General features: G+C 60.6%; 14 protein-coding genes, 1 other RNA gene and 3 pseudogenes. 9 read left to right on the top strand and 9 right to left on the bottom strand.

Annotated elements, in window-relative coordinates:
* Positions 1–68: 68 nt before the first annotated feature.
* On the top strand, positions 69–899 hold the full coding sequence (locus AQS8620_RS09690; protein WP_085836668.1) for a prephenate dehydratase: 831 nt from the start codon (positions 69–71) through the stop codon (positions 897–899).
* A 15-nt stretch (positions 900–914) separates the two neighbouring features.
* Here the strand turns inward: AQS8620_RS09690 and AQS8620_RS09685 are convergent, their stop codons facing one another.
* Both AQS8620_RS09685 and nudC read right to left on the bottom strand, forming a co-directional pair.
* Positions 915–1,382: an SRPBCC family protein gene (locus AQS8620_RS09685; protein ID WP_085836667.1), complete on the bottom strand. Its 468-nt coding sequence runs from the start codon at positions 1,380–1,382 to the stop codon at positions 915–917.
* Between the two features lie 42 nt (positions 1,383–1,424).
* Positions 1,425–2,390, bottom strand: a complete 966-nt coding sequence (nudC, locus tag AQS8620_RS09680) for an NAD(+) diphosphatase (protein WP_085836666.1) — start codon at positions 2,388–2,390, stop codon at positions 1,425–1,427.
* A gap of 389 nt (positions 2,391–2,779) precedes the next feature.
* Here nudC and AQS8620_RS09675 point away from each other — a divergent pair, with 389 nt between their 5' ends.
* The 6 genes from AQS8620_RS09675 (at position 2,780) to recR (ending at position 9,019) form a co-directional block, all read left to right on the top strand.
* Positions 2,780–4,690, top strand: coding sequence for a bifunctional 2',3'-cyclic-nucleotide 2'-phosphodiesterase/3'-nucleotidase (locus tag AQS8620_RS09675; RefSeq protein WP_234990454.1), 1,911 nt, complete (start codon positions 2,780–2,782; stop codon positions 4,688–4,690).
* A gap of 181 nt (positions 4,691–4,871) precedes the next feature.
* An RNA gene (ffs, locus tag AQS8620_RS09670) (signal recognition particle sRNA small type) lies at positions 4,872–4,970 on the top strand.
* Between the two features lie 216 nt (positions 4,971–5,186).
* Entirely contained in the window at positions 5,187–6,233 is a 1,047-nt protein-coding gene (gene rsgA, locus AQS8620_RS09665; RefSeq protein ID WP_085836664.1) for a ribosome small subunit-dependent GTPase A, read from the top strand.
* Positions 6,234–6,309: 76 nt separating this feature from the next.
* The gene (locus AQS8620_RS09660) at positions 6,310–8,067 is read left to right on the top strand and encodes a DNA polymerase III subunit gamma/tau (protein WP_085836663.1); all 1,758 of its coding nucleotides are present in this window, start codon (positions 6,310–6,312) and stop codon (positions 8,065–8,067) included.
* 3 nt (positions 8,068–8,070) lie between these two features.
* A complete protein-coding gene (locus AQS8620_RS09655; protein WP_085836662.1) occupies positions 8,071–8,415 on the top strand; it encodes a YbaB/EbfC family nucleoid-associated protein in 345 nt (114 codons plus the stop codon).
* A gap of 7 nt (positions 8,416–8,422) precedes the next feature.
* Positions 8,423–9,019, top strand: coding sequence for a recombination mediator RecR (gene recR / locus AQS8620_RS09650; RefSeq protein WP_268805404.1), 597 nt, complete (start codon positions 8,423–8,425; stop codon positions 9,017–9,019).
* 36 nt (positions 9,020–9,055) lie between these two features.
* Here recR and uvrB read toward each other — a convergent pair whose 3' ends face one another.
* Complete coding sequence (gene uvrB / locus AQS8620_RS09645; RefSeq protein WP_306345905.1) at positions 9,056–11,230, bottom strand: excinuclease ABC subunit UvrB; 2,175 nt, start codon at positions 11,228–11,230, stop codon at positions 9,056–9,058.
* 504 nt (positions 11,231–11,734) lie between these two features.
* Between uvrB and AQS8620_RS09640 the strand changes: the two genes are divergently transcribed.
* Together AQS8620_RS09640 and AQS8620_RS09635 are read left to right on the top strand one after the other, a co-directional pair.
* Positions 11,735–12,046 carry an ETC complex I subunit gene (locus AQS8620_RS09640; protein ID WP_085836660.1) on the top strand — a complete coding sequence of 104 codons (312 nt, stop codon included), beginning with the start codon at positions 11,735–11,737 and terminating at the stop codon, positions 12,044–12,046.
* Positions 12,047–12,199: 153 nt separating this feature from the next.
* Positions 12,200–13,639, top strand: coding sequence for a DUF6880 family protein (locus tag AQS8620_RS09635; RefSeq protein ID WP_085836659.1), 1,440 nt, complete (start codon positions 12,200–12,202; stop codon positions 13,637–13,639).
* Positions 13,640–13,744: 105 nt separating this feature from the next.
* Here AQS8620_RS09635 and AQS8620_RS09630 read toward each other — a convergent pair whose 3' ends face one another.
* From AQS8620_RS09630 to AQS8620_RS17230, 6 genes and pseudogenes are all read right to left on the bottom strand, one after another.
* Positions 13,745–15,130, bottom strand: a complete 1,386-nt coding sequence (locus AQS8620_RS09630; RefSeq protein WP_085836658.1) for an IS1182 family transposase — start codon at positions 15,128–15,130, stop codon at positions 13,745–13,747.
* 167 nt (positions 15,131–15,297) lie between these two features.
* Positions 15,298–15,714, bottom strand: a complete 417-nt coding sequence (locus AQS8620_RS17080) for a hypothetical protein (RefSeq protein ID WP_159453227.1) — start codon at positions 15,712–15,714, stop codon at positions 15,298–15,300.
* 160 nt (positions 15,715–15,874) lie between these two features.
* Complete coding sequence (istB, locus tag AQS8620_RS09625) at positions 15,875–16,666, bottom strand: IS21-like element helper ATPase IstB (RefSeq protein ID WP_085836657.1); 792 nt, start codon at positions 16,664–16,666, stop codon at positions 15,875–15,877.
* A pseudogene (istA, locus tag AQS8620_RS09620) lies at positions 16,656–18,313 on the bottom strand (IS21 family transposase). Before istA ends, istB begins: the two are co-directional and overlap by 11 nt.
* Positions 18,314–18,419: 106 nt before the next feature.
* Positions 18,420–18,803: pseudogene (locus tag AQS8620_RS09615) on the bottom strand (IS3 family transposase); the annotation flags it as partial.
* 2 nt (positions 18,804–18,805) lie between these two features.
* Positions 18,806–19,135: pseudogene (locus AQS8620_RS17230) on the bottom strand (hypothetical protein); the annotation flags it as partial.

Below are 19,135 nucleotides of genomic sequence, written 5' to 3'. Positions count from 1 at the left end.
GATTTCAAGGTATAAGACCCGCGACCGAATGACATAGTCGCAATCAATCCATAAAATAGGGGCATATCATGGCAAAACACATCGCATTCCAGGGCGAACCCGGTGCCTATTCACATCAGGCCTGTGTCGAATCCTGCCCCGACTTCACGCCGCTGCCCTGCCCCACCTTCGAGGATGCGATGGAAGCGGTGCGTTCGGGGGCTGCCGATCTGGGCATGATCGCGGTGGAAAATTCGACCTATGGCCGCGTGCAGGATGTCTACCACCTGCTGCCCGATTCCGGCCTGCATATCATCGACGAGACCTTTGTGCGGGTGCATGTGAACCTGCTGGGCCTGCCCGGAACCAAGGTGAGCGACATCAAAACCGTGCGCGCCATGTCCGTACTTTTGGGGCAAGCGCGCGGCTTCGTCAAAGAGCACGCGCTGGCGACACGCAACTGGTCCGACAATGCCGCCGCCGCCCGATCCGTTGTGGAAGACGGCGACGCGAGCTGTGGCGCCTTTGCCTCGGAACTGGCGGGGGAAATTTTCGGATTGGACGTTTTGGCGCGTCAGATCGAGGATCACAAACTCAACACCACGCGCTTTTTGATCATGGCGCGCGCGCCCGATTATACGCGCCGCGCTGACAAAATGGTCACCGCTTTCATGTTCCGTGTGCGCAATATTCCCGCTGCGCTCTACAAGGCGATGGGGGGCTTTGCGACCAATGGTGTGAACATGACCAAACTCGAAAGCTACATGGTCGACGGCGTGTTCACCGCAACACAGTTCTACGCCGACATCGAGGGCCACCCTGACGATGAAAACGTCAAACTGGCGCTGGATGAACTGGGGTATTTCACCGAGATGGTCAAAATTCTGGGGGTGTATCCCGCCGATCCGCGTCGCCAGTAAGCGCGCACAAGCGGCTCAGGCCACCGTTGAATAGCGCTCTTCGACGGTGGCTGCGAGGTCCGAAATCCGCGTATCAAAGCGTTTTTGCACCGAGCTTTTCGCCAGTTTCACGGACTGGAGCAACAGGCGCGCCGACAGGGTTTGCGGGCGGACATCCAACCCCACCGTCACGCGGGTCGATGTTCGCGACAAGGCCACCACATCGACCTCAAGGACTCCCGACAAGCCCGCCGAATGAAACGTCAGGCTAAAGGCGTTGGGCGGATCATAGGTGGCAACTTCGGTTTCGACTTCACGGACTGCCCCCCGAAAGGAGGCGCGGATCGACCACGCCAGTCCGACAGCGGCAACAAGCGTGTCCTGCTTGCGTTTCACACGAATGCCCCGACGCAGGGCCTGACGTTCAAAAGCGGAAAAATCGGTAATCTGGCCAAAGACATAGTCGATTGGTGCTTCGATATCCTGACGCGTCGAAAATTTCATAACCACTCTTCCACTTTTAGCCCTCGCGAGGCGTTTATCGGGTCAATCCAGCCGATCTGCAAGCCACCTCTCCAAAAGAAACGCGGCAATTGCCCCTTTGCGCGGAGGGCTGATCAAAGGGTGATCACCGGCCACAATTTCCATCGCCTTCTCGCGCGTCACCCAGCGCGCATCTTCCAGTTCCAGCGGGTCGATCGTGATCTCTCGCGTCAGGGCCTGCGCGGCGCAGCCAAACATCAAGGATGCGGGGAAAACCCAAGGCTGTGAGGCAAGATAGCTGACCGCGCCCACCCGGATGCCGGCCTCCTCGAAGACCTCGCGCCGCACAGCCGCCTCCATGGTTTCGCCCGGCTCGATAAAGCCTGCCAGCAGGGAATACATGCCCTCCGGCCAGCCGGGCGAGCGGCCCAACAGCAGCGAATTTCCATCGCTCACCAGCATGATCACCACCGGATCGGTGCGCGGGAAATGCGCCGCGCCGCAAGTTGGGCACTGGCGTTGCCAGCCCGCCGCGCTGATCTGCGAGGCAGAGCCGCAGCGCGCGCAAAACCCGTGACTGCGATGCCATTCAAACAGCGCCCGCGTCATGGCCGCCAGTTCCGCCTCGCGTGGGCTAAGCTGCGTCATGATGCTGCGCAATTCGGCAAATCCGGCAGTCGGGGGCAGGTCCGGATGGCGCTGGAGGGATGTGTCGTCAAAGCTGTCCTGCGCCTCGTCCGGCGGGGTAAACCCCGTTAACTCCACGGCAAAAAGCGGCCGCTCGTCTTCGGACAGCCCCAAGAAGAGGGGTGTTTTTGTGGCAGCAACAAGCGGGTGTGTTGCGGGCGCAAAATGCAAATGCACCATGCTATCCGCTGCGATGTTTACCAGGATTTTTCCGCGCCACGCCAGCACAAAGCCCGCCTGCGGATGCTGCGCCAACTGCGCCAAAGCCGCCCCGTCGTTGCGCAAATGCGCCGCCCGCTCAAGGCCGGAGCCACCGAAAGTCACCTGTTCCGCATCGCGCATATCGTCCGAATCTCTCTTTGCTGTCCGCCCTGACGCAAGGGTTTTGCCACGCCAGGGCCGCCAATACGAGGCACAGCATCCCCCCAACGCGGGCAAAGCGCGATCAGGGCGCGCGCAGGCCGCGGCCAGGCTGTTGCAACTGTGTCACATTTTCGCGCAACACAACCTAAAGTTGTTCAAATTCGCGCTAAATTCCCCCAGTCAAGGTGACTCCGGACAGAAAGCTCCCCTAACACAGAGACATGTCATGCGATCTTCGTGTCAGCATGCCTTCTTGGAGCAATCCGTGCGCCGCGACAGGCGCGTCACCCCAGGAGGTCAAATTGACACAGGATCACAATTCTTTCTCCCGCCGCACGTTCCTGTCCGGCACCATCGCAGGTGCGTCTATGATCGCTCTCCATCCTTTTTCCGCCCATGCGGCCGCTGGTCAGGTTCACCTGCGGGTGATGGAGACAACCGATCTACATGTCCATGTGTTTCCCTACGACTATTATGCAGACAAGCCGGTCGATACGGTCGGGCTGGCGCGGACTGCATCCCATATTGACAAAATCCGCGCCGAAGCCACGAATTCTATGTTGGTAGACAACGGCGACTTTCTACAGGGCAATCCGATGGGCGACTACATCGCCTATGAACGCGGTATGAAAGAGGGCGACATGCACCCCGTCATCACCGCGATGAACACATTGGGGTTCGATGCCTCGACGCTTGGAAACCATGAATTCAACTACGGGCTCGATTTTCTGATGAAGTCGCTTGCAGGGGCAAAATTCCCTGTTGTTTCAGCGAATGTCGTCAAAGAACAGGGCGCGACAGCCCGCGACGATGTCACCTTGGTAAAGCCCTATATCATTCTCGAGAAAACGGTGATGGATGGCGCGGGCCAGCCGCAGAAAATCAAAGTAGGATTTATTGGCTTCGTCCCGCCCCAGATCATGACATGGGACCGCAAGCACCTTGAAGGCGCGGTCACCGTGCGCGATATCGTTGACACCGCGCAGGCCTATGTCCCGCAGATGCGCGAAGAAGGGGCGGACATTATTTTCGCCCTCTCGCACTCGGGGATCGGCGCGGCCAATCACACCGATCTGATGGAAAATGCCTCCGTCCCGCTGGCCGGCGTGGCGGGCATTGACGCGCTGATGACCGGCCACTCGCACCTCGTGTTTCCCTCGCCCGCTTTCGCGGATATGGCCGCCGTCGATGCCGCCAGTGGCACCGTGCACGGCAAACCGACGGTGATGGGCGGATTTTGGGGCTCGCATCTGGGGGTCATCGACCTGATGCTCGAACGCGAGGCGGGTGCGTGGCGTATTGTCACCACCAGCGTGCAAACGCGCCCCATCTTTGAGCGCGGCGAGGACCGCACGGTCACGCCCCTCGTTGAAAGCAACGCCCGCGTCGAAGCCTCGGTCGCTGACATCCACAGCCAGACGTTGGACTATGTGCGGCGCGCTGTTGGCAAAACGGCCGCCCCGCTGCACAGCTATTTCGCGCTGGTGGCCGACGACCCTTCGGTCCAGATCGTGTCCAATGCCCAGATGTGGTATATGGCGCAGATGATGAAGGGCACCGAATTCGAGGCCCTGCCCCTGCTTTCTGCGGCGGCGCCGTTCAAGGCGGGAGGGCGCGCGGGGCCGGACTATTACACCGATGTACCCGTTGGGGATGTCGCCATCAAAAACGTGGCCGATCTCTACCTCTACCCCAACACGATCCGCGCTGTAAAAATCAACGGAGCACAGTTGAAAGGTTGGCTGGAGCGCTCCGCTGGCATGTTCAATCAGATCCCGCAGGGCAGCACGGACGAGATGCTGCTCAATGCCGAATTTCCCTCGTATAATTTCGACGTGATCGACGGGGTCAGCTATAAAATCGACCTCAGCCAGCCGCTGATGTTCGACAGGGATGGCGGTGTTATCAACGCACAAGCCAATCGCATCGTGGATCTGACCTATGCGGGCGCGCCGGTCACCGATGACATGGAATTTATCGTCGCCACCAATAATTACCGCGCCGGAGGCGGTGGCACCTTTCCCGGCGCCGATGGTTCGACCATTGTTTTTGAAGGACCCGACACCAATCGCGATATCGTTGTACGATACATTGTGGATCAGGGCACCGTCGACCCCAAGGCCAATAACAACTGGTCCTTTGTGGCGATGCCCGACACCACGGTCCTGTTCGAAACCGGCCCCAAAGCCGCCGATTACGTTGCGGCGATGACCGCACTCGACATCACCCAAGAGGGCGCAGGATCGGATGGGTTTGCGCGGTTCCGCATCGCTCTCTGAGCCGCTGCGAGCCGACCAAAGCGGGCGGCAACCCCCGCTTTGGTCCTTGCAGGGTCACCGGCCCAAAGGATTCTGGCCCAAAGGATTCTGGCCCAAAGGATTCTGGCCCAAAGGATTCTGGCCCAAAGGAATAGCGCCCCTCCCCCTTGCTTTTATAATCCGCCTTCCTTAAGTGGGGCGGTGAGAGGTTGGCGCGGGCGAGCGCCTCGCCAACCCGGTCAGGTCCGGAAGGAAGCAGCCGTAACGAGCCCCGCTTGGGTCGTTGTCCAGCCTCTCACCTTTTCGCCTTTGGCATCCGGCCTGCGCGCAGCCGGGTGCGTTTCTACAGGGTGCGTGATCGGCATCGCAGCGCTAAACGCGCGCGCCAAGGCATCCCTATTCCTCCTCCCCGGACGTGTCCCCTTCGCCCACTCGATTTAGCCCTCGTTTGGCGCGTCAAACCCGCGTAGACTGCGCCCAAGCGCCTGCGCACCCGTGCGCCCAACGGAATGCACTCATGAATGACCCTGACGTCACCCTTTTGGGGTGGTCCGACACTTTTGCCGATCAGATCACGCCCGAGGAGGCAGGCCTTGTGCCGCTGCGCCTGTCGGAGGTGCGGCGCAACCGTGTCATGGCCCTGACGCCCGCGCTTGACGTGGTCGAAATGGCATTATCAGGCGACATGGTGGCGACCGATCTGGCCGTGGGCGACTTTGCCCTTGGCGACATGGACGCTGGCCGCCTGGCGCGCGTGCTGGAGCGCCGCTCCGTGATTCGCCGCCGCGCCGCCGGGGCGACCGCCGCCGCGCAGTTGATCGCCGCCAACATCGACACGCTGTTCATCACCACCTCCTGCAATGCCGATTTCAACGAGGCGCGGCTGGAACGCTACGTGGCCTTGGCCATCGAGGCCGAAACAACCCCCGTGGTGATCCTGACCAAAGCCGACAAGGCGCTTGGCACCCCGGCCGAGTATCTTGCACGCGCCGAGGCAATTTCCCCCCGCGTCGAGGCAATCGCGATCAACGCCAAAGATCTGGACGATATCGCGCGGCTCGAACACTGGTGCGGGACGGGCCAGACGATTGCGCTGGTGGGCAGTTCCGGTGTCGGAAAATCGACCATCGGCAAGCGGCTGTCGGGGGCCGATCTGGCGACGGGCGACATCCGCGAGGACGACGCCAAAGGGCGTCACACCACCACCGCGCGCTCGATGCACCGGATGCACGCGGGCGGCTGGCTGATCGACACCCCTGGCATGCGCGAACTGGCGCTGGTGGATACGGCGGCGGGCATCGCCACGCTGTTCGAGGACATCACCGATCTGGAAACCGACTGCAAATTTTCCGACTGTAAACACCAGACCGAACCGGGTTGTGCGGTGCAGGCAGCTGTTCGGGCGGGCCGTCTGAACGCCGAACGTCTGGAGCGCTGGCGCAAGCTCAAGGCCGAAGATGCGGCCAATTCGGAAACCATCGCGGAAACCCGCCAGCGCGGGCGCAAGTTTTCCAAAACCTATAAATCCGCGATGAAAGCCAAGCGCGGCAAGCGCGGCGAATAACCCGCAGCGCCGCGCTTGGGTGGTTGCAGGGCCACGCGCGCGCCCTTAGTTTATGGCGACACCACGGGAGACGACGATGAGCAGCCAAGCGGATTACAAGGTTCTTGCGCGCAAGTACCGCCCTGAAACCTTCGCCGATCTCGTCGGGCAGGATGCGATGGTGCGCACCCTCAAAAATGCTTTTGCCGCCGACCGGATCGCACAGGCCTTCATCATGACGGGCATTCGCGGCACCGGCAAAACCACCACCGCGCGCATCATCGCCAAAGGCATGAACTGCGTTGGTGCGGATGGCACGGGGGGGCCGACGACCGAACCCTGCGGGACCTGCGAGCATTGCGCGGCGATTTCCGAGGGCCGTCATGTCGATGTGATGGAAATGGACGCCGCCTCGCGCACGGGGGTGGGCGACATCCGTGAAATCATTGATTCCGTTCACTATCGCGCCGCATCCGCCCGCTATAAAATCTACATCATCGATGAGGTTCACATGCTCTCGACCAGCGCCTTCAACGCGCTGCTCAAAACGCTGGAGGAACCACCGGAACACGTCAAATTCATCTTTGCCACGACCGAAATCCGCAAGGTTCCGGTCACGGTCCTGTCGCGCTGCCAGCGGTTCGATTTGCGCCGGATCGAACCCGAGGTGATGATGGCCCTGCTGCGCAAGATTGCCAGCAGCGAGGGCGGCGACATCACCGATGACGCGCTGGCGCTGATCACCCGCGCCGCCGAAGGGTCGGCGCGCGATGCGACCTCGCTGCTGGATCAGGCGATCAGTCACGGCGCGGGGGAAACCACGGTCGATCAGGTGCGCGCCATGCTTGGCCTTGCGGATCGCGGGCGGGTTCTGGACCTCTTTGATCTGGTGTTGCGCGGCGATGCAGCGGGGGCGCTGACCGAACTCAGCCGCCAATATGCCGACGGGGCCGACCCGATGGCGGTCCTGCGCGATCTGGCGGAAATCACCCATTGGGTGTCGGTGATCAAAGTGACCCCCGAAAGTCTGGATGATCCCACCATCAGCCCCGACGAGCGCGACCGGGGCAAAGCCATGGCCGATGCGATTGCGATGCGGGTGCTCACCCGCCTGTGGCAGATGTTGTTGAAAGCCCTCGAAGAAGTCGCCGCCGCGCCCAATGCGATGATGGCGGCGGAAATGGCCGTGATCCGCCTTACCCATGTGGCCGACCTGCCCGCCCCCGAAGATCTGGTAAAACGGCTGAACGCCGAAAGCCCGCCCCCGCGCCCGCCCTCGGGCGGCGGCGCATATGCGGGCGCAGCGGGCAGCAGTTTGAACGCACAGGGCAACATGGCCTCCGGCCCGCAGGTCACCCATGGCGCGGTCATGGCCTCGGGTGCGGCGACCGCCCTGGCCCAAGCGCCCGAAGAACAGCTGGCCCGCTACGCAGGCTTTGACGATGTGGTCGAACTGATCCGCCTGCACCGCGACGCCGTGCTCTTGTTCGAGGTGGAAACCTACGTCAGCGTGGCGAAATACACGCCCGGACGCCTTGAGTTCGTGATGAAACCCGGCGCGCCCGGCGATCTTCCCGGCCGGTTGAAATCGCGGCTGGTAAGCTACACGGGCGCAAGCTGGACAGTGACGCTTGTCAACACCGGTGGCGCGCCGACCATGGCCGAAATCCGCGCCGAAGAAAAACTGGCGCGTGAGGCCGAGGTGCGCGCGCACCCGCTGGTCAACGCGGTATTCGAAGCCTTTCCGGGCGCGAAGATTACCAACATCAAAACCCCGCAAGCCCTTGCTCAGGAGGCCGCCGTCGAGGCGCTGCCTGAGGTCGAGGACGAATGGGACCCGTTTGAAGAGGATTAAAACATGCTAAAAGGTTTGGGCGGTCTGGGCGATATGGCCAAGATGATGAAAGCCGCACAAGAGATGCAAGGCAAAGTGGGCGAGCTGCAAGAGCGGCTCGACACGATCACCGTTGTCGGCGAAAGCGGTGCCGGATTGGTCAAGGCGACAGCCACCGCCAAGGGCGTGCTGACCGGCCTCGACATCGATCCCTCGATCTTCCAGCCCACCGAAAAAGAGGTGGTCGAAGACCTGATCCTGGCGGCCATCAAGGATGCGCAGGCCCGCGCACAGGAACGTTCACAGCGCGAAATGGAAGAAATCACCCAAGGCCTCGGCCTGCCCGCCGATTTCAAGATGCCGTTCTGAGGCGCGCGTGAACGACGCCGCCCGCGAGATCGAGGCGCTCATCGCGCTGATGGCCAAGCTGCCCGGCTTGGGCCCGCGTTCAGCGCGGCGCGCGGTGTTGCATCTGCTTAAAAAGCGCAGCCGCGTGATGGTGCCGCTGGCCACGGCCATGGCCGAAGTGGCGACGCGCGCCCGCGATTGCGTGACCTGCGGGAATATCGGCACCGCGGAAATCTGCGACATTTGCGCCTCGGACAAACGGGCAACGGGCGAGATTTGCGTGGTCGAGGATGTGGCCGATCTTTGGGCGATGGAGCGCGCGCAGGTGTTTGGCGGGCGCTACCATGTGCTGGGCGGCACCCTCTCGGCGCTGGATGCCATCGGCCCCGATGAGCTGCGTATCCCCCAACTCAAAGCGCGGGTCCGCGACGAGGGTGTGCGCGAGGTCATCCTTGCGCTCGGGGCGACGGTGGACGGCCAAACCACCGCGCATTACATCGCCGACGAGTTGGGCGGCCTGTGCACCCTCACCTCCCTCGCCCAAGGGGTGCCCGTGGGCGGCGAATTGGACTATCTCGACGAGGGCACGATTTCCGCCGCCCTGCGGGCGCGCAAAGGCCTCTGACCCCCGCACGCCCCAAAGCAGGAACGCTCAGCCGGCCTAGAACTTCTTTTTGGCCTGTCCGCGATAGCTGCGCGTGCCGCCTTTGCCGCCCGTCGAGCGCCCGCGCGCGCTTGACGCCGCTTCGACCGCCGACTGACGCGCCATCGGGTCGTCCGCAATGGCCAGCTCGACCGCTTCGAGGCGCTTGACCTCGTCGCGCAGTCGCGCCGCTTCCTCGAACTCCAGGTTTTCGGCGGCTTTGCGCATATCGGCCCGCATGCCCTCCAAAACCGCCGCCAAATTTCCCCCCGCAAGTGGCGCGTCGATCGTTGCGGTGACGCGGTTCATGTCCACATCGCCCTTGTAGAGGCCGGCCAGCACATCCTCGACGTTCTTTTTGACCGTCTGCGGCGTGATGCCATGCTCAAGGTTGTAGGCCATCTGGCGTTCGCGGCGGCGTTCGGTTTCGCCCATCGCCCGCTCCATCGAGCCGGTGATCTTGTCGGCATACAGGATCACCCGCCCGTCGGCATTGCGCGCCGCGCGCCCGATGGTCTGGATCAGCGAGGTTTCCGAGCGCAAAAAGCCCTCTTTGTCGGCATCCAGAATCGCCACCAGCCCGCATTCGGGAATATCGAGCCCCTCGCGCAACAGGTTGATCCCGATCAGCACGTCAAAAGCGCCAAGCCGCAGGTCGCGCAGGATTTCGATCCGCTCGATCGTGTCGATATCGGAATGCATGTAGCGCACTTTGATGCCCTGCTCATGCATGTATTCGGTCAAATCCTCGGCCATGCGTTTGGTCAGCGTAGTGCACAGAACCCGCATTCCGTTGTCGATCACCCGCCGCGCTTCGTCGATCAGGTCATCGACCTGCGTATCGACGGGACGGATCTCGATCACCGGATCCAGCAGGCCGGTAGGACGGATGATCTGCTCGGTGAACACACCGCCGGTCTGTTCCAGTTCCCAAGCGGCGGGGGTGGCGGACACGAATACCGACTGCGGGCGCATCGCATCCCATTCCTCGAATTTGAGCGGTCGGTTGTCCATACAGGATGGCAAGCGGAACCCGTGTTCGGCCAAGGTCATCTTGCGCCGGAAGTCTCCTTTGTACATGCCGCCGATCTGGGGCACGGAAACATGGGATTCATCCGCAAAAACAATGGCATTATCGGGGATAAACTCGAACAAAGTGGGCGGCGGCTCGCCGGGCGCGCGCCCTGTGAGATAGCGCGAATAATTCTCGATTCCGTTGCACACCCCGGTCGCTTCCAACATCTCGATGTCAAAATTCGTGCGCTGTTCGAGCCGCTGCGCCTCAAGCAGTTTCCCCTCGTTTGTGAGTTGATCCAACCGCACGCGCAGCTCTTTCTTGATGCCTTGCAAGGCGGTGCGCATCGCCGGTTTGGGGGTGACATAGTGCGAATTCGCATAGACCCGCACATGGTCCATCGCGCCGGATTTGGCCCCTGTCAGCGGGTCGAACTCAACGATTCCCTCCAGTTCCTCGCCAAAGAACGACAACCGCCATGCCGCATCATCCAGGTGGGCGGGCCAAACTTCGACGCTATCGCCGCGCACCCGAAACGTGCCCCGCTGGAAGGCGGCATCGTTGCGCTTGTATTGCTGGGCAATCAGGTCACCGATGACCTGACGCTGATCATAATTTTCACCAACCTTCAGGTCCTGCGTCATCGCCCCGTAGGTTTCGACGCTCCCGATCCCGTAGATACACGACACCGATGCAACGATGATCACATCATCGCGCTCCAGCAAAGCGCGCGTCGCCGCATGGCGCATCCGGTCGATCTGGTCGTTGATCTGGCTTTCTTTTTCGATGAACGTATCCGAGCGCGCGACATAGGCCTCGGGCTGGTAGTAGTCGTAAAAGGACACGAAATACTCAACGGCGTTATCGGGGAAAAACCCTTTGAATTCTCCGTAGAGCTGCGCCGCCAGCGTCTTGTTTGGCGCAAGAATGATCGCGGGGCGCTGGGTCTCCTCGATGATTTTCGCCATGGTGAAAGTCTTGCCGGTGCCCGTTGCCCCCAAAAGCACCTGATCGCGTTCGCCCTGCAATACGCCGCCCACAAGTTCCTTGATTGCGGTCGGCTGATCCCCTGCCGGCGCAAATTCGGAATTCAGCACAAAGGCTTTGCCGCCCTCCAGCTTGGGGCGGTTGCGCACGTCAGGGGTCGGCGCGGTCAGCGGATAATCTGGGGCGTCCAAAGCGGGCTCCTTGCGGCAGGTCGGTGCAAGACTAGAAATGGTCCGCATTTGTTCCATTATCAAGGGCGCCGGCCAATACATCGCCCTATCTGCGCAAAGGTTAAGAAATTGTTACCACTTTAGGCTGAATTTTTTGAATTTATGCACAACTTAAGCGATTATTTTTCTTGTTTTGTCGGAAAAATCGACCTAGCCTGAAGAGGCAAGCAGCAAGATCGATTGACCCGACCCGCGACATATACCCACCCACCCCACCCCTCGCTCCAGTGTCGCAGGTCGGGCGATCACCTCTTAACCACTCACGGTTCCTTCCCAGACCGTCGACCTCTCACGGGTCGGCGGTTTGAGGGCATCTTTGTCCGATCCTGCGCTAGATGGGCAGAATTTCAACGTAAATCACACTTGATCGGGCGACGTGGCTGGGGGATAAAGCTCGCAACCGGCTGGCCGCCCCCATGCGGCGGCGTCCCAGCCTTTTCCAGCCTCTAGCTCAAGGAGCCGCAGATGCGCGCACGTATCTACCAACCCGCCCGCACAGCGATGCAGTCCGGCCAAGCCAAGACCAAAGATTGGGTGCTGGATTTCGCACCGGCATCAAGCCGCGAAGTGGACCCTTTGATGGGCTGGACCTCCTCTGACGACACCCAAAGCCAGGTCCGCCTCCGTTTCCCCACCAAGGAAGCGGCACTGGACTATGCCAAAGCAAACGGCATCGACGCCGCCGTCCAGGACCCCAAATCCCGCGCCCACAACGTGCGCGCCGGCGGATATGGCGAAAACTTCGCCACAAACCGCCGTCAGGTTTGGACGCACTGACGTTTGTAAAACTAACCTGAGTTTTTCCCAACGCAGGCTAAGCTTTCCCCAAGATCTATATATAGGGCGCCCACTGGGCGCCTTTTCCATATGCTGATTTCCCCTCGCCATCGGCTAGGCTAAGCCGATCTCTCAGACCCAAGGGCGTATTTCATGGCCGGCAAATCCCTCAACAAAGCCAACCTGACCGCGCTCGGAGCGGAAGTGCTGGCCGATCTGCTTCTTGAGGCAGTGAAGGGCGATGCCGCGCGGCAGCGCAGGGTGCGGATGGCTCTGGCCGCCGATGACGGGCCCGAGACGGTTGCCGCCGATATCCGCAAGCGCTTTGCCGCGATCCGGCGGGGCAAGAGTTTCCTCAACCGCCCCTCGCAGAAAAAGCTCGCGCAGGAGCTGACCGAGGCGATTCAGCTGATCGAGACCCGTATCGCGCCCACCGCGCCGGGCCTGGCCTTTGACCTCCTTTGGGCGCAGCTGCATCTGGCCGAAGCCATCCACGAGCGCACCGATGACAGCTGGGGCACCATCGGCGACACGATGCACGCGGCGATGGAGGCGATCGGTGAGATCGCTCCGCGTCTGAAGCTTACACCCGACATGCTGGCCGAACAGATCCTTGAGGTTACGGTTGCGGATGGTTACGGCGCTTTTGATCGCGCGATTAAGGCCCTTGCACCCGCGCTCGGCCCAGAGGGTCTGGCCGCGCTGAAGGAGAAGGCCACCACAGCATGCGAGGCGCCGATCACGGCAGCAGAGCTGGCCCGCCACGACTATGTCCGCAAATCCGACCGCGAAAACCGCGCCCGTAGGCATCGTAACAGCACGCTCGAGCGCATCTTGCAGGAGGTGGCTGATCAGCAGGGCGACGTGGATAGCTGGATGGCGAAATACACGCCCGAGCAGTTGACCTACCACACCATCGCCCCCGATGCCGCGACCCGCCTTCTGGACGCGGGCCGCCCCGAGGAGGCCCTCGTGCTGATCCGCACGGCCCTCGCCGCGCAGAAACTTGATCAGCGGTCCGACTGGCATGACCCGCGCGAGCTCGATGATGCGCATTTCGCCTGCCTCTCGGCGCTCGGGCGAAAGAACGAGGTGCGCGATGCGCTTTGGGCGCGGTTCGAAGCGCGGCTCTGCCCCGATGCGCTGCGCCATCATCTGAAGCTGCAGCCGGATTTCGAGGATATCGATGCAGCCGACGCCGCCCGCGCGATCGTGCTGGCCTATCCATCGATGACCAAAGCGCTGTGGTTCTGCCGCGCCACGCAGGACCTACAACTGGCCCGCCAGTTGATCGACGCGCGCCACGCCGATCTTGATGGCAATGTCTACGAGATCCTGACGCCGCTGGCAGAGGAACTGGCTCCAAACCACCCGCTTCAAGCCGTGCTCCTCTGGCGCGCCCTGATCGATTACGCGCTCACTCAGCAACGCAAAGGCCGCTACGGTCACGCCGCTCGCCACCTCCAAAGCTGCGCCGAGGCTGACACCCGTATCAGCAACTACGGTCCGCACCTCCCGCACGCCGCCTACCTGCAGGCGCTGGAGGACGCCCATGCCCGGAAGTCATCCTTCTGGGCAGAGGTCGCAAGATAATCAACGCAGCGCAGCATACGACTAAGATGGGCGGATTCTGTTGAAAAACACCTGTTTGCTCGCGCAGAAATTCAGGTGCTGATGAGCGCGCAAGCGCCTTTCTTGTCAGGCTGGGCGATCATGCTGCGGTGCAGGAAGGATCTTGGCCAATTTCCGGAGGTTTTGGGCGGTGGCGGCGAGCAAGAATTCGTCATTCGCGCCGTTGGGACCGCGCAATCGGAGCCGCACCAGCCGCAGAATGCGGTTGAGGTGGGCGAAGAGCATCTCGACCTTCTTACGGAGCCGCATTGAGACGGCGTATTGCGCCGTCCTGGCGATATCGCGGGCAACCTGGCGGGCGTCTTCATGCTCTTCGCGGGTGATCTTGCGGGCGTCGGCATTCGGGCAGCATTTCGGCTTCGAGGGGCAGGATTGGCAGGTCAGCTTCAGGGCCTGATACTTGGCTACGCCCTTGCCGGTCGGGCCACGGTTCGGGTCTGAGTAGTTGCGTCGGAATTGCTTGAGGGTTTCGCCTTGCGGGCAGATGTATTGGTTGTTCTCGGCGTCCCATTCGAAGTCAGCGCGAGACCACGTGCCGTCTGTGCGGCCCGCCTTGTCGATGACCGGAATATGCGGTGCGATCTTGCGGTCCACCAGCCAGCCCAGCATCGGCCCGGAACCGTAAGCGGTGTCTGCGATGATGCGCTCGGGATGCAGGTCGAACGTGTCTTTGACCCGATCCAGCATCGTGCGAACGGACCCGACCTCGGCCTGCCGGATCGACCGGGTCGCTTCAACATCGACGATGACGGCGTGGTGGGTATCGATCAGGTAGTTCGTCGAATAAGCAAAGAACGCAGGGCCTTTGCGGGCAGCCGTCCACTGGCTTGACGGGTCGGAATGGGACGTGAACTTCGGCTTGACGGGCGTGGCCGCGCCGAAGGCGGCATCATCGAGAACTTCGAGATATTCCCGAACGGCCCGCGACGCATCCGCTGGATTTATGGCTTCAGGGTGCCAGTCTTCCTTGGCGGACGAGTTCTGCTTGTTGGCATCGGCTTCGATCAGGCTTGCGTCTGCTGCGAAGCGCTGGCCGCTGACCAGACCCTCCGCGATACACCGCGCGACAACCGTCTCGAACACGTGACGCAACAGGTCGCTGTCCCGGAACCGGCCGTGGCGGTTCTTCGAAAAGCTGGAATGGTCTGGCACCCGATCCGCCAGATCGAGGCGACAAAACCAGCGGTATGCGAGATTCAGATGCACCTCTTCGCAGAGCCGCCGCTCCGACCGGATGCCCAGGCAATACCCGACCAGGAGCATGCGGATCAGCAGCTCGGGATCGATGGAGGGGCGGCCGGTATTGCTGTAGAACGGAGCCAGATGCTGGCGGATACCTGTCAGATCCACGAAGCGGTCGATGGATCGCAGCAGGTGATCCTGCGGGACATGATCCTCTATCGAGAACTCGTAAAACAATGCGTGCTGCGCCTCTTGTCTTGGTCCCAGCATCGCAGATCCCCCCGCTTCACTAACGAAAGTGAATCAGCGACCAAGCCACAAATCAACAAGAGTTTTTCAACGGAATAGGCGGAAAGCAGACCTTCGCTGCGTTATATTCTAATGTCTGGTGAGCATGGGTAGAATGTACAAATTTCAAGTCAGCGACGGCGAAAAAACTACTGGTTTGGCCAGTTTGCCGCATCAAGTTGACATATTTCGAAAACATATCGGTCAATAAGTTCGCGCAAGGTAGCGGTCTCGCCATCCCACGTCGCCAATATATCTTTCAGATGAGGATCGCTCCGCTCGTCGATTCTTTTGCTTTCGCCGCGGCGAATGCGAATTTCTTCCGAAATATCCGGCGATAAGCAGTTGCTGGAGCGCGCGTGGTTTCCTTTTTCGAAGGCCAGTCTATAAGGGCTACCGGGCCGATCTTCATCGTAGGTTGCGTTTACACGCAAGCTTACGAAGAATGAGTGCCCTCTGACTTCCAAACGGTAACGACCGCCGAATAGGCCTATCTTTCTTGCCTTTCCGAACTTCCCACTAGGCTGCATTTCCTCGAGAATACGGCGCGCAGCAGAACGATCCATCGGGTCAGGCGATGCATATTCAAATGGCGTCCATTCAGGAAGATCCTGAGCCGTATTATAAAGCTCGGTCCAGCGGTCAAGGAATTGATGTTGATTGTCACTGAGAACTGACCCGGTATTTTCACCGAGATTTGACCCACCCTCAGTTATGCGTCGTGGTTTATGACGTGGTCAATGTTTTGGCCTCCTTTCGTGTTTTCTTTGCAGCCTCAGCGCTGGCTTTGAAGCGGTAGCTATCGTTTCCGGTTTCGAGGATGTGGCAGCGGTGGGTCAGCCTATCGAGGAGCGCGGTTGTCATTTTTGCATCCCCGAAGACCTGCGCCCATTCTGAGAATCTGAGGTTTGTGGTGATGATGACGCTGGTGCGCTCGTAGAGTTTGCTGAGCAGATGGAAGAGCAGCGCCCCGCCAGATGAACTGAACGGCAGGTAGCCGAGTTCGTCCAAGATGACCAAGTCGACCTTCGTCAGCATCTCAGCGAGTTTGCCTGCCTTACCAAGCGCCTTCTCCTGCTCCAGCGCGTTGACCAATTCCACGGTCGAGAAGAAGCGCACCTTACGCCGGTGATGTTCGATGGCTTGGACGCCGATTGCTGTGGCTGTGTGGCTCTTGCCCGTTCCGGGACCGCCGATCAAAACGACATTCTCGGCCGCTTCGATAAACTCGCATCGGTGTAGCTGCCGCACTGTTGCTTCGTTGATCTCACTCGATGCAAAGTCGAAGCCCGTCAGATCTTTGTATGCGGGGAAGCGGGCAACCTTCGTGTGGTAGGCGATGGACCGTACCTCACGTTCGGCGATCTCGGCTTTGAGCAATTGTGACAGCATTGGCGTGGCAGCCTCGAATGCTGGCGCGCCCTGGGCGACCAGATCGTCGACCGCATTTGCCATGCCATAGAGCTTGAGGCTGCGCAGCATGATGACGATAGAGGCTCCTGCCGGGTCATGACGCATGGCGCTTCTCCTCAGTCTGGCGCAACCCGTCATAGCGACCGACGTTGGCAACTGGCGTTGTCTGCAATGCCAGTGCGTCCGGCGGATCGACCTTGGGGTGATCTGTCGGTCTGCGGTCGATCAATCGATGTAACAGGTTCAGGATATGCGTCTTGGTGGGGACGCCTGCTTCAAGTGCCAGTTCCACTGCACACAAAACGTCCTCTTCGTTGTGCTGAAGAACCAAAGACAGAATGTCGACCATCTCTCGGTCACCGCCTTCTTTACGCGAGCCATGTGATCCTGCAATTGACGGAAGGCATCGGGCATCTGCGTGAACGGCGCACCATTCCGAAGTGCGCCCGGTTTGCGTTGGAGCGAGGCCTTGTCCGCCATTGGTCCGAGGACAATGGACGAGCGCGAGATAGTGGCGCCAGTCATAGATGACCTTGCCGGGCTTGCCCCCTCTCATGCATGTAAACATGCACTGCCGGGGCAGTGGATGAGACCGCTCGATGATCCGCGCATGCTCGCACACCGTTTGCCCTTCAGCGACCACGATCAGCCGTTCGGGATAGACATGCAAACTGACACGGCGGTTCGCAAAGCTGGCGGGAACGCTGTAGCGATTGCGTTCGAACGTGATCAGGCATGTGGGTGACACACGCTTACTGTGTTCGATGAAGCCATCGAATGCCGGGGGCAGTGCCATCAGCGTAGGCTTCTCGGCCTCCCACACGTCAGCGATGGACCCCGGTAGAGCCTTGTGCGGTGTCTCTGTCCAAAGGGCGATGTCGTGCTGGAAGCACGCCTGTGGCGTGACGATCTTCAAGCCATTGGTTCAGCTCTGCCAGATCGGCGCAGACCGGCATGACCTGCCACATGCGGTTGCGCGCATCCTGCACATTCTTCTCAACCTGGCCTTTCTCCCAACCGGCCGCCGGATTGCAGAACTCCGGCTCAAACACGTAGTGGCTGGCCATAGCCTTGAAGCGTGCATTGACGTCTCGCTGCTTACCTTTGCCCACACGATCAACGGCGGTCTTCATATTGTCATAGATCCCGCGACCAGGCACGCCGCCGAACACACGGAATGCATGCCAGTGGGCGTCAAACAGCATCTCATGCGTTTGCAGCGGGTAGGCCCGCACCAAGAAAGCGCGGCTGTGTGACAGTTTGATATGAGCGACCTGAAGTTTGACGCGCTCACCGCCGATGTCGTGCTGAAAGCACGCCTTTGGCGTGACCCCAGTCCTCGCTCCAATCGAATTGGAAGGCTTCGCCGGGCGCGAACACCAAAGGCACGTAGGTGCCGCGCCCCGTCGTCTGTTCCGCTCGATGCCGATCTTCACGCCATGCCCGGGCGAAAGCTGCCACGCGTTCATAAGAGCTATCATATCCCAGCTTCACCAGATCAGCATGCATTTGCTTCACTGTCCGCCGCTCTTTGCGTGACTTCCGCGTCTGGATCAAAAGCCAGGCTGACAGCCGATCCGCGTAGGGATCCATCTTGCTTGGACGCTTGGGCGTCTTGAACTGCGGTTCCACCGCACCTTCGCGCAGATACTTCTTGATAGTATTCCGAGACAAACCCGTCCGCCGGGCAATCTCGCGTATCGGCATTTTGTCACGCAATGCCCAGCGTCGAATGACACTCAAAAATCCCATGTCGATCACTCCAAATCACCCCAACCAAAACCGTCGGGGAAGTGTGTTCACATGGGTCAATTCTCAGTGACAATTTATGGGGCTACCGGGTCAGTTCTCAGTGACAATCAACAAGGTTCGGGGCAATGTTGAACGTGTGATCACTGTCTGTCGTCACCTTATGTTTGCGTGTTCTCACAACAGATATGCCGTTCTGACGCATTGATCTGCCAACACGGCGATGCCCCACGTCCAAGCCGATCTCCTTCAGCTCTTCGGTCATCCGCAGCCTGCCATAGCTGCCCAGGCTGAGACGAGACTGTTCCTTGATGTGTGCCAGCGTCACCAGATCACTGCGTTGTCTACGGCTGGCCGGGCGACTACGGAAAGCCCGCAATCCGCGCGCGCTAACCTCCATGACATGACACAAGCGCTCTGTCGGAAACTGACCTCGGTGTTCTTCCACAAACCTGAACCTCACGGCTTTTGGCACGTGAAGAACTGCGTTGCTTCCTAAGAAACAGCCTCTGGGTTGGGCATGGGCGCCAAGGCGTAACCCAAGGTCTTTGCGCGCCGCTTACGGTTAGCCAGAACCCTTTGGCGATGCCTCTCGTCATAGGCCGCAGCGCCCTGATCCTGATATGTCATGCGATGTCTGATGGCGTTATAGAACAGGACGGCGATCTTGCGGGCGGTTGGCGTCACCGCCTTCTGCTTTCCAATCCGTGCCGAAAGGCGACGGTAGAAGGCACCATCGGCCGTGTCGCTCCGGCCGTGTCGCTCCGGCCGATGGTCGTGGCGGCCAGCCGTAATAAGGCCGCAGCCCGACTTGATGATCGCCGC

Source organism: Aquimixticola soesokkakensis, assembly GCF_900172375.1.
In the GTDB taxonomy this organism is placed as follows: Bacteria; Pseudomonadota; Alphaproteobacteria; order Rhodobacterales; family Rhodobacteraceae; genus Aquimixticola; species Aquimixticola soesokkakensis.
This window is presented reverse-complemented; position numbering and strand designations above follow the sequence as displayed.

Coding starts and splice junctions, on each gene's coding strand:
- AQS8620_RS09690 (WP_085836668.1), top strand. CDS start 69: ATGGCAAAACACATCGCATTCCAGGGCGAACCCGGTGCCTATTCACAT.
- AQS8620_RS09685 (WP_085836667.1), bottom strand. CDS start 1,382: ATGAAATTTTCGACGCGTCAGGATATCGAAGCACCAATCGACTATGTC.
- nudC (WP_085836666.1), bottom strand. CDS start 2,390: ATGCGCGATGCGGAACAGGTGACTTTCGGTGGCTCCGGCCTTGAGCGG.
- AQS8620_RS09675 (WP_234990454.1), top strand. CDS start 2,780: ATGATCGCTCTCCATCCTTTTTCCGCCCATGCGGCCGCTGGTCAGGTT.
- rsgA (WP_085836664.1), top strand. CDS start 5,187: ATGAATGACCCTGACGTCACCCTTTTGGGGTGGTCCGACACTTTTGCC.
- AQS8620_RS09660 (WP_085836663.1), top strand. CDS start 6,310: ATGAGCAGCCAAGCGGATTACAAGGTTCTTGCGCGCAAGTACCGCCCT.
- AQS8620_RS09655 (WP_085836662.1), top strand. CDS start 8,071: ATGCTAAAAGGTTTGGGCGGTCTGGGCGATATGGCCAAGATGATGAAA.
- AQS8620_RS09640 (WP_085836660.1), top strand. CDS start 11,735: ATGCGCGCACGTATCTACCAACCCGCCCGCACAGCGATGCAGTCCGGC.
- AQS8620_RS09635 (WP_085836659.1), top strand. CDS start 12,200: ATGGCCGGCAAATCCCTCAACAAAGCCAACCTGACCGCGCTCGGAGCG.
- AQS8620_RS09630 (WP_085836658.1), bottom strand. CDS start 15,130: ATGCTGGGACCAAGACAAGAGGCGCAGCACGCATTGTTTTACGAGTTC.
- AQS8620_RS17080 (WP_159453227.1), bottom strand. CDS start 15,714: ATGGATCGTTCTGCTGCGCGCCGTATTCTCGAGGAAATGCAGCCTAGT.
- istB (WP_085836657.1), bottom strand. CDS start 16,666: ATGCGTCATGACCCGGCAGGAGCCTCTATCGTCATCATGCTGCGCAGC.